Source organism: Pectobacterium fontis, assembly GCF_000803215.1.
GTDB classification, from domain to species: domain Bacteria; phylum Pseudomonadota; class Gammaproteobacteria; order Enterobacterales; family Enterobacteriaceae; genus Pectobacterium; species Pectobacterium fontis.
Genome location: NZ_JSXC01000045.1, coordinates 1 through 13,113, shown reverse-complemented (window position 1 = coordinate 13,113; position 13,113 = coordinate 1). Strand labels below are relative to the sequence as shown.

The window sequence follows — 13,113 nt, the reverse complement described above, 5'->3', positions numbered from 1 at the left end:
CGGACAGCAGCAGAATGCTGCCTGTATCTCATTTCGCTTAGTGAATACCACCAATGCGGCTCAAACGGACGCCTGTAGGCCATTCACCTTCCTGCTTCTCGAAGCTCATCCAGATAGCGGTGGCTTTACCAACCAGATTTCTCTCCGGTACAAAGCCCCAATAGCGACTATCGAGACTGTTGTCGCGGTTATCACCCATCATGAAGTAGTGCCCTGCTGGGACAACCCACGTCGCAAGCTGCTGCTGCGATTGCTGGTAATAACCACCAAGCTGATCCTGCTGGCCCGGCACTAACAGAATATTATGCGTCACATTGCCTAATGACTCTTTGCGTGCGCCCATACGGATCCCTTCCACGCTGTTGTCATTAGCAGGCACCTCATAAAATCCGCTGCGCGATTCCAGTCCCGGCTGATTGAAGGTCTGAACGAAATCGCTAGGCTGTACATTACTGTATGTGACCGCCAGCGCGGTGTCACACGCCTGCTGTCCCTGGCAGGATGGACGAATCGTTACCTGCTTGGTTATCGGGTTATAACTAACGCGATCGCCCGGTACACCCACGACGCGTTTGATGAAATCTACTTTAGGATCGGACGGGTATTTAAACACCACCACGTCACCCCGCTTTGGGTGTCCTGTTTCAATCAGCGTTTTCTGCGTGAAAGGTTCTTTAATGCCATAGGCAAATTTTTCCACCAGAATAAAATCACCGATCAACAGCGTCGGCATCATTGAACCTGATGGAATTTGAAACGGTTCATAGATGAAGGAACGCACAACCAATACCAACGCCACGACCGGGAACACGGACGCAATCGTCTCGATCCAACCGGGTTGTGCAACGGCTTTTGCTGAAACCGCGCCATCAGCACCACTCATGGCAGCAAATTTTTTCCGGCGTGCAGGTGCCCAAATAAAACGCTCTAAACACCAGACAATCCCCGTGACCAGCGTCACCAATGCCAAAATTACGGCAAACATATTGGCCATGCCAACTCCTCAGAATTTATTTACTGTCTTTGCCGACGTGTAAAATTGCCAGAAACGCTTCTTGCGGTAGCTCGACGTTACCGACCTGTTTCATACGTTTCTTACCGTCCTTCTGTTTCTGCAACAGTTTCTTCTTACGGCTGACGTCGCCACCATAACACTTGGCTAATACGTTTTTGCGCAACTGCTTAACGGTAGAGCGCGCAATAATGTGGTTACCAATGGCGGCCTGAATCGCGATATCAAACTGCTGACGTGGGATCAGTTCTTTCATCTTTTCGACAAATTCACGGCCACGGTATTGTGAATTATCACGGTGAGTAATGAGAGCTAATGCATCGACACGCTCGTTGTTGATTAATACATCAACGCGCACCATGTCCGATGCCTGGAAGCGTTTGAAGCTGTAATCCAGCGATGCATAACCACGAGACGTTGATTTCAGGCGATCAAAGAAATCGAGTACCACTTCGGCCATCGGGATCTCATACGTCAACGCAACCTGATTACCGTGGTACACCATGTTCGTCTGCACACCGCGCTTCTCAATACAAAGCGTAATCACGTTGCCCAAATATTCCTGAGGCATCAGCATGTGACACTCGGCGATCGGTTCACGCAGTTCCTGAATGTTATTCAGCGGCGGCAGTTTAGACGGGCTATCCACATAGATGGTTTCTTTAGCCGTCGTTTCTACTTCATACACTACCGTCGGTGCCGTGGTGATCAGTTCCAGATCGTACTCACGCTCCAGACGTTCCTGAATGATCTCCATGTGCAGCAGCCCCAGGAAGCCACAGCGGAAACCGAAGCCCAGCGCGGTAGAGCTTTCTGGCTCATAGAACAGCGAGGCATCATTGAGGCTTAGCTTACCTAATGCATCGCGGAATGCTTCATAGTCATCAGAACTGATTGGGAATAGGCCAGCATAGACCTGAGGTTTGACTTTTTTGAAGCCCGGCAGCGCTTTTTCAGCCGGCTGACGCGCCAGCGTTAGCGTATCCCCGACCGGTGCCCCCAAAATATCTTTGATAGCACACACCAACCAGCCAACTTCGCCACAGTTCAATACATCGCGGTCGATCTGTTTCGGGGTGAAAATACCCAGGCGGTCAGCGTTATACACCTGGCCCGTACTCATCACCTTAATTTTGTCGCCTTTGCGCATCGTACCGTTTTTGATACGCACCAAGGACACAACGCCAAGATAGTTATCAAACCAGGAGTCGATAATCAGCGCCTGTAGCGGTTCATCAGGGCTGCCTTCCGGCGGCGGAATATCACGAACCAGACGCTCTAAAACATCTGGCACGCCAATCCCCGTTTTCGCGGAGCAACGCACGGCGTCGGTAGCATCAATACCGACGATGTCTTCAATTTCCTGAGCAACACGATCCGGGTCAGCAGCGGGCAGGTCAATTTTATTCAGAACCGGCACCACTTCCAGATTCATATCCAACGCGGTGTAACAGTTCGCCAGCGTTTGCGCTTCAACCCCTTGCCCGGCATCAACGACGAGCAATGCGCCTTCACAGGCGGCAAGCGAGCGGGAAACTTCATAAGAGAAGTCAACATGCCCAGGGGTATCAATGAAGTTTAACTGGTAGGTTTGGCCGTCCTGCGTTTTATAATCCAGCGTCACGCTTTGCGCTTTAATCGTTATTCCGCGTTCACGTTCCAGATCCATGGAGTCCAGAACCTGCGCAGCCATTTCACGTTCGGTTAACCCGCCACAAATCTGGATAATACGGTCAGATAACGTCGATTTACCGTGGTCGATATGGGCAATAATGGAGAAATTTCGTATATGCTTCATTATAAAAATTTTTCTACCTTGATATTCCTGAAATTCTTGCCGATGGGCATGCGCATAGGTGAAAACAGCAGCGATGTTATTCCACCTGAATCGCAGCATTCTACATGCGAGAAGCGTGAAAACCTAGTCATGTCCGGTGCATTCCCCTTGATTATGACGGTTTTATTTGGAATAGCAGAACAACAAGAGAAAAGCAGGAAGTAAAGTGTCATGACGTGACAAACATCGTGTCGAAAGATAACAAACGAGTAAGCCATGTTTCCGCACCGTGCGCCGTTTACGCCAGGGTGGACAGGTCAATTTTGTAACAGAGTACCCGGTAGTGCAATTTGCAAGATAACAGGCTCATAACGCTTATTCTTACCTAACCGCTTTGCCCAACGCTTCACGCCGATAAACGCCAATCCACCACCCAACAACGCGCCGCTTACAGCAGCCAAATCGCTGCCAAGTAACGTTTGGAATAGCGCGGCTCCAAACAGCAGGCCAACCAGCGGAACAACGTAAACCAGTGCGGCGGAAAGCAATAACCGCCCCTCAGAAATCCCCAACTCCACTTTTTGTCCAACCTCTAAAGGCCGATCGTAAGCGACACGCAGCGTATTGTCAGCAGAAAGCCCAAGCTGACTTAATAAGCCAGTTCCACACGACGAACGGGATTTGCAACTGCCGCACCCCGCACTCGGTTCACATCGCAGCTCTGCGATACCATCCTGCCATGACACTACCGTCGCCCACTCTTTGATCATGGTTGCGCCTTGAAAAGGATACTGTCAGCCACACGCTTAGCCGTAGAAGGCGGGATATCGCCAACAACGGTAATTTCGCGATTACCTTTCATCACCGTGTGGATGGAGCGCCGCCCGGTTAGCAGAGACTGCTCTTCACTCACGCCAGAAGACGGGCTAATGTTAATCGAAAAGCTGAACAAACCATCGCTGTACAAACGTGTTTCGATAGGAATAGACGAACCAGGCAAGACTCTTTTGTCGTGTGACAGCGCTGTCATCCCGGCAGGCAACCATTCCGGCTCCCAGGTAAAATCACCTTTTTCGACAGCAGGCGTCGATAAAACAGGGGGAAGTTTGATCCCTTCCAGCAGACGCATCACGTTAACCACATCGTCGTCAACAATCAGCGATGTCGTTAAGAATTGCTCCAGTCGTTTATCGCCATTGCGATCCTGTAAATCGATACGTAATGGAAGTTTCGATTCTGCGTCAATCCACACCATGTAGCTGTAACGGGTGCCATCTCGTGAGATGATCCGAACGCCTGACGCCAGACGATCGGCAATACGCACCCGTCCATCGGCGGGAATAAAGTCATAATAGGACGATAATTTTTGGAAATCAGCGAAGACCAAAGAGGGAAGAGAGTCAACGATATGATCGCTGGAAAGCGTAAACGGTTCAAAACCAGGATCAAAGTAACTGATTTCATCACCACGCTGTACGATCTCGCGTCGTGGCCCGTCCATAAATAGCAGTTGCGCCAAGGAACGGTTGTTGACCACAGCATGACGATATCGTACCGACTCAAACCCTTGCAGGGTAATGTTGATAAACGAAATTTCGTAATTCAGAGAACGAACCGCGCTATTCATCTGCTGCAACAACGTACCCGGTTCAGCATTCTGAGCCGGGGCGAGCGTAGAATAAAACAGACTGCCAATCAGGAAACAGGCGGCGAACCAGACACGCTTCATTACCGGGACGGTGTTCCTAATGATTGAGTGCCAGGAACCTGAATCGCTGCTTGCTGATCGTCCTGCGGCAACGCATGTTCGGCATGCAGCCGACGCTGTAATTCATAGTCCTGCAAAATAGCGTTAAGGCGGTTACGCTGCATATCGGATTTCTGTTGACCATTATGAGGCACCACATTTTCTGACGGCACGCCCAGGCTCACAGGGGAAGCGGTGCCCATCGCCGGTAAGGTACTGAACACGCCGGATTCAGCAACATGTTCTGATACATTGCCCTGCTGGTAATTTTGTACGCCGACAATCACCGCTAAAGACACACATGCGGCAACGCCGATTTGCGTCAATTGGCTAGCCCACGGACGGATTTTGTGCCAGAACGGCATCTTCGCCCACTCGGCAGGTTGTGGCTGAGATTCAGGCTGCGCTTGCGGAACCAGACGAACCGGCTCTTTTTCGATGGCAGCGGCAACACGAGAGGCGATATCGAGATGAATCACATTTTCACAGACATCCCCACGCAATGCATCACGAATTAGATGATAACTTTGCCAACTTTGCTGCAACGCATCATCCCGCGACAATACGCCTAACAGTTCGGAATCTACTGCTTCGCCATCCATTAAAGCGGAAAGTTTCTCTTTCTGCATACCGACACCCTTACCTTGTCAAATCCATCATTAATCATGCGATAGCTAAAAATGCTCGCTAACGCTGAATAAGCGGTTGTACTTTATTATCAATAGCTTCCCGCGCCCGGAAAATACGAGAACGAACGGTGCCGACGGGACAGTCCATAATCGCAGCAATCTCTTCATAGCTTAAACCGTCCAATTCCCGCAGCGTAATCGCTAAACGTAAATCTTCCGGTAAAGACTCAATCGTGCGGAAAACTATACTTCGTAATTCCTCTGACAACATTAAATTCTCAGGGTTCGATATTTCTTTCAGTGCGCCCGCATTTTCATAGTTTTCTGCGTCATTGGCATCAATGTCGCTGGAAGGCGGGCGGCGGCCCTGAGCTACCAGATAATTCTTGGCCGTATTCACAGCAATACGATACAGCCACGTATAGAACGCACTATCGCCGCGGAATGACTCTAACGCGCGATAGGCTTTAATAAACGATTCCTGTACCACGTCCGGCACGTCCCCTTGTGGAACATACCGTGATACCAGGCTCGCGACCTTATGCTGATAGCGAACGACCAACAAGTTAAACGATTTTTGATCGCCTTTTTGGACTCGCTCGACCAGAACCTGATCTGTCAGTTGCTCGCTCATCCGAGGTAATCTCTACTCAAACCGTTCTCCACACGTAAAATAGTACTGCCAGCTATGTAAGTCATATTTAGAGCAAGCTCCTCATTAGAACCAAGACATCCAATAAAGTTCCAGGCCATCGTTTTTCTTTTGCTTAGCGTCGTGACTCGTCTTTGCGATGCATATCATGACGCATTCTCTTCATCTGAGGCGCTACGCACTTTCGTGGATGATACGATAAATCCGAGGCCTTCGCACGATTCACCATGTTCTGGTATACGCTTATTTATAAGGCGAAAAACCGATACAGCAATCACACCGTTGGATGCTACCATCGGAATTCCTCTTCTTTTTTACATCCACGATACGACCATGCAAACGACCACTGAATACGTCTGTGATGTTTTAATCATTGGTAGCGGTGCTGCCGGGCTTTCACTGGCGCTACGCCTGGCTTCTCAGGCCAATGTGACGGTATTAAGCAAAGGCCCGCTCAACGAAGGTGCAACGTTTTATGCTCAAGGTGGCATCGCGGCTGTTTTCGATGAAACCGACACGATTGACTCCCATATTGAAGATACGCTGATCGCGGGTGATGGCCTGTGCGAACGGGAAGCCGTTGAGTTTATCGCCAGCAATGCCAAACACTGCGTGCAATGGCTGATCGAACAAGGCGTGCTATTCGATACCGAAACCAGCACCAATGGTGAAGAACGTTACCATCTCACGCGCGAAGGCGGGCATAGCCATCGTCGAATTCTGCACGCGGCAGATGCGACCGGAAAAGAAGTGGAAAATACGCTGGTGCAGAAAGCGCGTGCCCATCCAAATATTCGGATTATGGAACGCTGCAACGCCGTCGATTTAATTACCTCAAATAAACTCGGTTTGCCTGGTACACGCCGCATTATTGGTGCTTACATCTGGAACCGTGAGCGGGAACGCGTAGAATCCTGCCGGGCAAAAACGGTGGTGCTGGCGACCGGCGGCGCATCCAAAGTGTATCAATACACCACGAATCCCGATATTTCCTCCGGTGACGGTATCGCCATGGCCTGGCGTGCAGGTTGCCGCGTCGCAAATCTGGAGTTCAATCAGTTTCACCCGACCTGTCTGTTCCATCCGCAGGCGCGAAATTTCCTGCTAACGGAAGCGTTGCGCGGTGAAGGTGCCTACCTTAAGCGTCCTGACGGCACGCGCTTTATGCCCGATTTCGATGCCAGAGGCGAACTGGCACCGCGTGATGTGGTCGCGCGTGCAATTGACCATGAGATGAAACGGCTTGGCGCAGACTGTATGTATCTGGACATCAGTCACAAACCCGAAGCGTTTATTAAACAGCACTTCCCCACCATCGATGAAAAGCTACAGTCTCTCGGTATCGATCTGACGCGCGAGCCGATACCTATCGTCCCTGCGGCGCACTACACCTGCGGAGGCGTGTTGGTCGATCAGCATGGTCGTACCGATCTTGACGGCCTGTATGCGATTGGTGAAGTCAGCTATACCGGATTACACGGCGCAAACCGCATGGCATCTAACTCACTGTTGGAGTGTCTGGTTTACGGCTGGTCAGCCGCCGAGGATATTTTACAGCGCTTGCCGCAAATCAAAGCGGTGAAAAAATTGCCAGATTGGGATGAAAGCCAGGTCGACAACTCCGACGAACAGGTAGTGATCCAGCATAACTGGCACGAGCTACGCCTGTTTATGTGGGATTACGTTGGCATCGTGCGAACCACCAAGCGGTTGGAGCGTGCGCAACGCCGCATCCATCTGCTTCAGCAGGAAATCAACGAGTACTATACTCACTTCCGTATTTCCAACAATTTGCTGGAACTGCGTAATCTGGTGCAGGTCGCTGAACTCATCGTTCGCTGTGCGCTGGAAAGAAAAGAAAGCCGCGGGCTGCATTATACGCTGGACTATCCAGAACAGTTCGACGCACCAACCCCCACCATTCTGGTGCCGTAGTTCAGCGGTAATTCACAAAAGACAGTTAACTTGAAAAGGCAGACGCCGCGATAAGGCGTCTGCCCCTACATAAAGAGATAAAACGCTTTTGTCAGTTGTTGGAAATCCGCCGAATAACGTCTTTCGTCATCACGAATGACCAATGAAGCATGCACGCATTCCCTTTCCTGCCGCGATAGCGCCAGCAAAACACGATGTGCAGGTTTATCTGCTTGTTCCGATACACAAAGCTGCTGATGAACGTGCCAGTTATGCTGCTGTGCCAGCGGAATAAAGTTCTCCGCAATCTGAACGGGGAGCACCACGCAAAACAGTCCCTCAGGCATCAGCAGTTGATGCGCACAGCGCAACAGCGCTTCATGCGTTAACAAAGTGGTGTAACGCGCCTGCTCACGTTGAGTCGACCCACAGGCGAGCCCCGGCGGAAAATACGGTGGATTACTAACAATCAATGAATAGTCAGCGGCTCGCGTCTGCGCAAAACGCATAATATCGTCAGCATAGACCGTGATTCTGTCAGCCCATGGCGAGGCGGCAATGTTTTCCTGCGCCTGCTGACTGGCGGCACTATCCAGTTCGACGGCATCAATCTGAACATGCGGTGCGGAACGTTGCGCGAGCATCAACGCGAGCAGGCCAGAACCACTGCCGATATCCAGAATTCGCGTGGCTGAGGATACGGGTGCCCAGGCTCCCAGCAAGATGCCGTCCGTTCCCACCTTCATGGCGCAGCGATCGTGTGCCACAAAGCATTGCTTGAAGGTAAAACCATCCCGACGCAATGTCAGTTTATTATCAGCTTGATGATTCATGAAAATTAAGATTCCAAATGCAAACCGCAGTAGCATAGGTGAAACATCAATGCAGGAAAAGTGCCGATGCCTGCTTAAACAGGTGAAGAAATCGGCCAATCCGTCTATAATCGGCGCCCCAAACAGAGGTAGACCATGACTGTAACCAATTTTTCCGAGCTTGATCTTGATGAAAGCCTGTTAGACGCCCTGCGTGACATGGGCTACGAACGCCCGACCGCGATCCAGGCTGCTGCAATTCCTCCGGCGATGGAAGGCCGCGACGTACTGGGTTCCGCGCCGACAGGTACAGGTAAAACCGCTGCCTATCTGCTGCCGGTTTTGCAGCATCTTATCGATTTTCCTCGTAAAAAATCAGGTCCTCCTCGTATTCTGATCCTCACGCCAACCCGTGAACTCGCCATGCAGGTAGCCGATCAGGCACGAGCCTTTGCCGCACATACGCACCTCGATGTCGCCACGATCACAGGTGGTGTGGCCTACATGAACCATGCTGAAGTCTTCAGTGAAAATCAGGATGTCGTCGTCGCGACAACCGGCCGTTTGCTGCAATACATTAAAGAAGAAAACTTTGATTGCCGCGCGGTAGAAACGCTGATTCTGGATGAAGCAGACAGAATGCTGGATATGGGCTTCGCTCAGGATATTGAACACATCGCCGGAGAAACACGCTGGCGCAAACAAACGCTGCTGTTTTCTGCGACGCTGGAAGGGGATGCGATCAAGGATTTCGCCGAGCGCCTGCTCAACGATCCTGTTGAAATCGAATCCGATCCATCACGTCGGGAACGCAAAAAAATTCTGCAATGGTATTACCGTGCCGATGATGTTAAACACAAAACCGCACTGCTCTGCCACCAGTTAAAACAGCCGGATGTGACGCGTTCTATCATCTTTGTGCGCAAGCGTGAGCGAGTTCATGAACTGGTGGCCTGGCTACGTGAAGCGGGCATTAACTCCTGCTATCTCGAAGGCGAAATGGTGCAAGCCAAACGTAATGAGGCGATCAAACGTCTGAGCGACGGGCGTGTTAACGTACTGGTGGCAACGGATATCGCAGCGCGTGGTATTGATATTAACGATGTCAGCCACGTCTTTAACTTCGATTTACCGCTCACAGCGGATACCTATCTGCACCGCATTGGTCGTACCGGCCGCGCGGGTCGTAAAGGCTGCGCTATCTCTTTTGTCGAAGCGCACGACCATCTGCTGCTGGGAAAAATCAGCCGCTACCTGAATGAACCGTTAAAACCACGCGTCATTGAGGAACTCCGCCCCACGACCAAAGCACCAAGCGCCAAAACCACGGGTAAACCATCGAAAAAAGTGCTCGCTCAGCGGAAAGAGAAAAAAGAGAAGGAAAAAGAAAAAGTTAAGGTGAAAATTCGCCACCGCGATAGCAAAAATATCGGTAAACGTCGTCAGCCTACGCAGAAAACCGACGAACCGTCTGGCGAATAAGACTATCGATATAAAATGCTATATAAGACAGAGATGTAAAAAAGGGAGCCTCGGCTCCCTTTCTGTTAATGCTCAGACAATAGCTTACAGACTTTCGGTGAAAGTACGAGCGATAACGTCGCGCTGCTGTTCTGGCGTCAGTGAATTGAAACGCACAGCATAGCCAGATACGCGGATGGTCAGTTGCGGATATTTCTCTGGATGCTGAACGGCATCTTCCAGCGTTTCACGGCGCAGGACGTTCACGTTCAGGTGCTGACCGCCTTCTACACGTACTTCAGGTTTGATTTCCAGCGGAATTTCACGATATTCGATCTGCCCCAGATCGCTCATAGGAACGATTTGATCTTCGCTATAACCTGATTTAGCACATACGCAACGCGCCTGTGATTTCTCTTCGTCCAGCAACCAGAAAGAATTGATCAGCGCGCTGTCGTTAGCCTTGGTGATTTGAATACCAGTAACCATAATTGCCTCCGTAAAACGGCGTGTTATTGTCTTAATTAAAACTAATGTAGGCAAAATCGCTATCGGCAAAAAACTGCCAGATTTTGTCACGATCGTATAAAACCATTGATATCTGCTCTCTTATATACCAGTCTGATCACCAGATATCCTTGACTTAAATCAATTTCAAAGCCCCCTAACTCGAACACCAGAAGGCAATTTATTGTTTTATATCAATTTTACCAACACCGCGAATTACAAATATTTTTATATATTTTCAATTTTTTTTCGAAAAAACCGTTTTCACCCAGAGAACGACGGTTACGGTTTTACCTCGGCACGATAGATCGGTAAGCTACCCACAACACCCTTCAACCTGTAAAAAAAGAGTGCATGATGGCGACCTCTCTCACCTGGCATGACGTGCTGGCACAAGAAAAGCAGCAGCCTTATTTTATTAATACCCTTGAATTCGTTGGGAAAGAACGAGCGGCAGGTAAGACGATCTATCCTCCGCAAAAAGATGTGTTCAACGCTTTCCGTTTTACCGAGCTTCATCAGGTCAAAGTCGTCATTCTAGGGCAAGACCCCTATCACGGCCCGAATCAAGCGCATGGGCTGTCATTCTCTGTACGTCCCGGCGTACCTGCCCCGCCTTCTCTGGCCAATATTTATAAAGAATTGGCGAGCGACATCCCAGGATTTGAAATTCCACGACACGGTTTCCTGCAAAGCTGGGCGGAGCAAGGCGTTTTGCTGCTCAATACGGTATTAACCGTTGAAGCCGGACAGGCTCATTCGCACGCCAATCTGGGCTGGGAAACCTTTACTGACCGCGTCATTGCGGCGTTAAATGAACAGCGCGAAGGTCTGATCTTCCTTCTGTGGGGGTCGCATGCACAGAAAAAAGGCAACATCATTGATCAACGGCGTCATCATATTCTGAAATCGCCGCACCCTTCCCCGCTGTCTGCACACCGTGGTTTTTTGGGCTGTAAACATTTCTCGCAGGCCAATCAACTGCTCGAACAGCAAGGGCTATCGCCAATAGACTGGACACCAAGACTCCCGGAAGAGGCCTAAGCGGCAACGGTTTGGTTGCTTTCAAAGCACGAAGGCAGCCACAATCATCATTGATGAAAAATCACTTACAAGGGTATGAGCAAACGAAAACGTTGGTTGAACACGAATAAATATTGAGAAAAAGAAGAGGTAATACGATGATTTGGTGGAGCTAAGCGGGATCGAACCGCTGACCTCTTGCATGCCATGCAAGCGCTCTCCCAGCTGAGCTATAGCCCCACAATGTGTGGAATGTTCGTGATAACTAACCAAACAGAGGGAGTGTTTGGTGGAGCTAAGCGGGATCGAACCGCTGACCTCTTGCATGCCATGCAAGCGCTCTCCCAGCTGAGCTATAGCCCCGTATCATCCAGCATTACCGTGAAGGCAAGTACTGTGCGAACGGGTCGCATAATATGAAACCCAATTAACAGTGTCAACGGCTAAATCCGGTTATCCGATTAACCGCTGAAAAAGACGCCAAAGGCGAGGAAAAACAGACGACAATTTCGCTATCATCTCGTCATAAGCACAATAAATAGCTGCCAACGATAACGCGATTTATTATCATCACTTCACATTATGCTTCCGCTTACAATTATAAGCCCCCATCACATGCGCTATTTTTCTATGATTGTATTTTCTCTGATGGTATCTACGTCTGGCATTTTGCCCGCTCGGGCGCAGCCAACCATTCCTGACATTACCGAAGAGGCAAAAGCCCAATTCGAGATCAAACAGATTGACATGAAAAGCGATGCGCAACATGCCTATCGGCTTTTCATCGCGCTTCCACGCCAGCCTACTCCTGAAGGGGGCTATCCGGTACTGTATATGCTTGACGGCAATGCCCAATTTCCTGTTGCGGTAAACCGCTATAACACGAAAAATGGTGCCGCACCGCTGATTGTCGCCATCGGTTATCCAATCGATAAACCTTACGATGTGCCCGCCAGAACCCGTGATTACACGCCGCCGACCACCATCACCGACCCGGATTTTTCCGCCGGTGGCGAAGCTGAGGCCTTTTATCAATTCTTGCACTCCACGGTAAAACCCTGGGTTGAAGCGCATTACTCCGTCGATAAGCAAAAGCAGACGCTGGCCGGGCACTCTTTCGGCGGCCTGTTTACACTCTATACGCTTTTTAACCATACCGAGGCTTTCCAGCGCTATGTGGCCGCCAGCCCATCGATCTGGTGGGGCAATGGCGTCGTGATTCCAGCCAGAACGCCGCTGCTCACGACCTTACCGCAATCAATTACCGTCACGGCAGGGGAAAATGAGGATGATCCGGTCACAGCGCAGGCAGGCAAACCCGTTGATGAAAAACGAGCGGAACGGCTCAGCCAAAGAAAAATGGTGGAAAGAGCAAAAACGCTGGTGGCTAACCTGAACGAACAAGGTGCCAATGCTGACTTTATTCTGTTCCCCGGCAAAGGACACGGCGACGTGATCCCCGATGCCATCGGTAAAGCGGTTACTATTGCCGGTCAATAAGCTTTATGCCGTATCATAAAGAAACCCCGACATTTTTGCCGTAACGCCGATCGTTTAAAGATCGAGATACCGGGGGCGA

General features: G+C 50.3%; 13 protein-coding genes and 2 tRNA genes. 5 read left to right on the top strand and 10 right to left on the bottom strand.

Annotation, left to right across the window (positions count from 1 at the left end; genetic code table 11):
- Window positions 1-37 precede the first annotated feature (37 nt).
- A complete protein-coding gene (lepB, locus tag OI69_RS16320; RefSeq protein WP_039352766.1) occupies window positions 38-994 on the bottom strand; it encodes a signal peptidase I in 957 nt (318 codons plus the stop codon).
- 16 nt (window positions 995-1,010) lie between these two features.
- Window positions 1,011-2,810 (bottom strand): translation elongation factor 4, encoded by a 1,800-nt coding sequence (lepA, locus tag OI69_RS16315; RefSeq protein ID WP_039352763.1) that lies wholly within the window; start codon window positions 2,808-2,810, stop codon window positions 1,011-1,013.
- Here lepA and OI69_RS16310 point away from each other — a divergent pair.
- A complete protein-coding gene (locus OI69_RS16310) occupies window positions 2,802-3,014 on the top strand; it encodes a hypothetical protein (RefSeq protein ID WP_039352760.1) in 213 nt (70 codons plus the stop codon). The two genes, lepA and OI69_RS16310, sit on opposite strands and share 9 nt — an antisense overlap.
- Window positions 3,015-3,106: 92 nt before the next feature.
- Here the strand turns inward: OI69_RS16310 and rseC are convergent, their stop codons facing one another.
- Genes rseC through rpoE form a run of 4 tightly spaced genes read right to left on the bottom strand, consistent with a single transcriptional unit; the run spans window position 3,107 to window position 5,799 of the window.
- Window positions 3,107-3,559, bottom strand: coding sequence for a SoxR-reducing system protein RseC (gene rseC / locus OI69_RS16305; protein WP_039352758.1), 453 nt, complete (start codon window positions 3,557-3,559; stop codon window positions 3,107-3,109).
- Window positions 3,556-4,518 carry a sigma-E factor regulatory protein RseB gene (gene rseB, locus OI69_RS16300; protein ID WP_039352755.1) on the bottom strand — a complete coding sequence of 321 codons (963 nt, stop codon included), beginning with the start codon at window positions 4,516-4,518 and terminating at the stop codon, window positions 3,556-3,558. Before rseB ends, rseC begins: the two co-directional genes overlap by 4 nt.
- Window positions 4,518-5,165: an anti-sigma-E factor RseA gene (rseA, locus tag OI69_RS16295; RefSeq protein ID WP_039352752.1), complete on the bottom strand. Its 648-nt coding sequence runs from the start codon at window positions 5,163-5,165 to the stop codon at window positions 4,518-4,520. The genes rseB and rseA overlap by 1 nt, the downstream gene beginning before the upstream one ends.
- 58 nt (window positions 5,166-5,223) lie before the next feature.
- Window positions 5,224-5,799, bottom strand: a complete 576-nt coding sequence (gene rpoE / locus OI69_RS16290; RefSeq protein WP_039352749.1) for an RNA polymerase sigma factor RpoE — start codon at window positions 5,797-5,799, stop codon at window positions 5,224-5,226.
- A gap of 351 nt (window positions 5,800-6,150) precedes the next feature.
- Between rpoE and nadB the strand changes: the two genes are divergently transcribed.
- Entirely contained in the window at window positions 6,151-7,752 is a 1,602-nt protein-coding gene (nadB, locus tag OI69_RS16285; protein WP_039352745.1) for an L-aspartate oxidase, read from the top strand.
- A 65-nt stretch (window positions 7,753-7,817) separates the two neighbouring features.
- On the opposite strand, the gene trmN is transcribed toward nadB, so the two are convergent.
- The gene (gene trmN, locus OI69_RS16280; protein WP_039352882.1) at window positions 7,818-8,564 is read right to left on the bottom strand and encodes a tRNA(1)(Val) (adenine(37)-N(6))-methyltransferase TrmN; all 747 of its coding nucleotides are present in this window, start codon (window positions 8,562-8,564) and stop codon (window positions 7,818-7,820) included.
- Window positions 8,565-8,699: 135 nt separating this feature from the next.
- Between trmN and srmB the strand changes: the two genes are divergently transcribed.
- Window positions 8,700-10,025 (top strand): ATP-dependent RNA helicase SrmB, encoded by a 1,326-nt coding sequence (gene srmB / locus OI69_RS16275; protein WP_039352744.1) that lies wholly within the window; start codon window positions 8,700-8,702, stop codon window positions 10,023-10,025.
- 84 nt (window positions 10,026-10,109) lie between these two features.
- On the opposite strand, the gene grcA is transcribed toward srmB, so the two are convergent.
- Window positions 10,110-10,493, bottom strand: a complete 384-nt coding sequence (gene grcA / locus OI69_RS16270; protein ID WP_039352742.1) for an autonomous glycyl radical cofactor GrcA — start codon at window positions 10,491-10,493, stop codon at window positions 10,110-10,112.
- Window positions 10,494-10,868: 375 nt separating this feature from the next.
- On the opposite strand from grcA, the gene ung reads away from it, so the two are divergent.
- Entirely contained in the window at window positions 10,869-11,555 is a 687-nt protein-coding gene (gene ung / locus OI69_RS16265; protein WP_039352740.1) for a uracil-DNA glycosylase, read from the top strand.
- Between the two features lie 143 nt (window positions 11,556-11,698).
- Here ung and OI69_RS16260 read toward each other — a convergent pair.
- Both OI69_RS16260 and OI69_RS16255 read right to left on the bottom strand, forming a co-directional pair.
- A tRNA-Ala gene (locus tag OI69_RS16260) sits at window positions 11,699-11,774 on the bottom strand.
- Between the two features lie 47 nt (window positions 11,775-11,821).
- Window positions 11,822-11,897: transfer RNA gene (locus OI69_RS16255), tRNA-Ala, on the bottom strand.
- Between the two features lie 267 nt (window positions 11,898-12,164).
- Here OI69_RS16255 and OI69_RS16250 point away from each other — a divergent pair.
- Window positions 12,165-13,034, top strand: coding sequence for an alpha/beta hydrolase (locus OI69_RS16250; RefSeq protein ID WP_235319707.1), 870 nt, complete (start codon window positions 12,165-12,167; stop codon window positions 13,032-13,034).
- Window positions 13,035-13,113 lie beyond the last annotated feature (79 nt).

Coding starts and splice junctions, on each gene's coding strand:
- lepB (WP_039352766.1), bottom strand. CDS start 994: ATGGCCAATATGTTTGCCGTAATTTTGGCATTGGTGACGCTGGTCACG.
- OI69_RS16310 (WP_039352760.1), top strand. CDS start 2,802: ATGCTTCATTATAAAAATTTTTCTACCTTGATATTCCTGAAATTCTTG.
- lepA (WP_039352763.1), bottom strand. CDS start 2,810: ATGAAGCATATACGAAATTTCTCCATTATTGCCCATATCGACCACGGT.
- rseC (WP_039352758.1), bottom strand. CDS start 3,559: ATGATCAAAGAGTGGGCGACGGTAGTGTCATGGCAGGATGGTATCGCA.
- rseB (WP_039352755.1), bottom strand. CDS start 4,518: ATGAAGCGTGTCTGGTTCGCCGCCTGTTTCCTGATTGGCAGTCTGTTT.
- rseA (WP_039352752.1), bottom strand. CDS start 5,165: ATGCAGAAAGAGAAACTTTCCGCTTTAATGGATGGCGAAGCAGTAGAT.
- rpoE (WP_039352749.1), bottom strand. CDS start 5,799: ATGAGCGAGCAACTGACAGATCAGGTTCTGGTCGAGCGAGTCCAAAAA.
- nadB (WP_039352745.1), top strand. CDS start 6,151: ATGCAAACGACCACTGAATACGTCTGTGATGTTTTAATCATTGGTAGC.
- trmN (WP_039352882.1), bottom strand. CDS start 8,564: ATGAATCATCAAGCTGATAATAAACTGACATTGCGTCGGGATGGTTTT.
- srmB (WP_039352744.1), top strand. CDS start 8,700: ATGACTGTAACCAATTTTTCCGAGCTTGATCTTGATGAAAGCCTGTTA.
- grcA (WP_039352742.1), bottom strand. CDS start 10,493: ATGGTTACTGGTATTCAAATCACCAAGGCTAACGACAGCGCGCTGATC.
- ung (WP_039352740.1), top strand. CDS start 10,869: ATGGCGACCTCTCTCACCTGGCATGACGTGCTGGCACAAGAAAAGCAG.
- OI69_RS16250 (WP_235319707.1), top strand. CDS start 12,165: ATGATTGTATTTTCTCTGATGGTATCTACGTCTGGCATTTTGCCCGCT.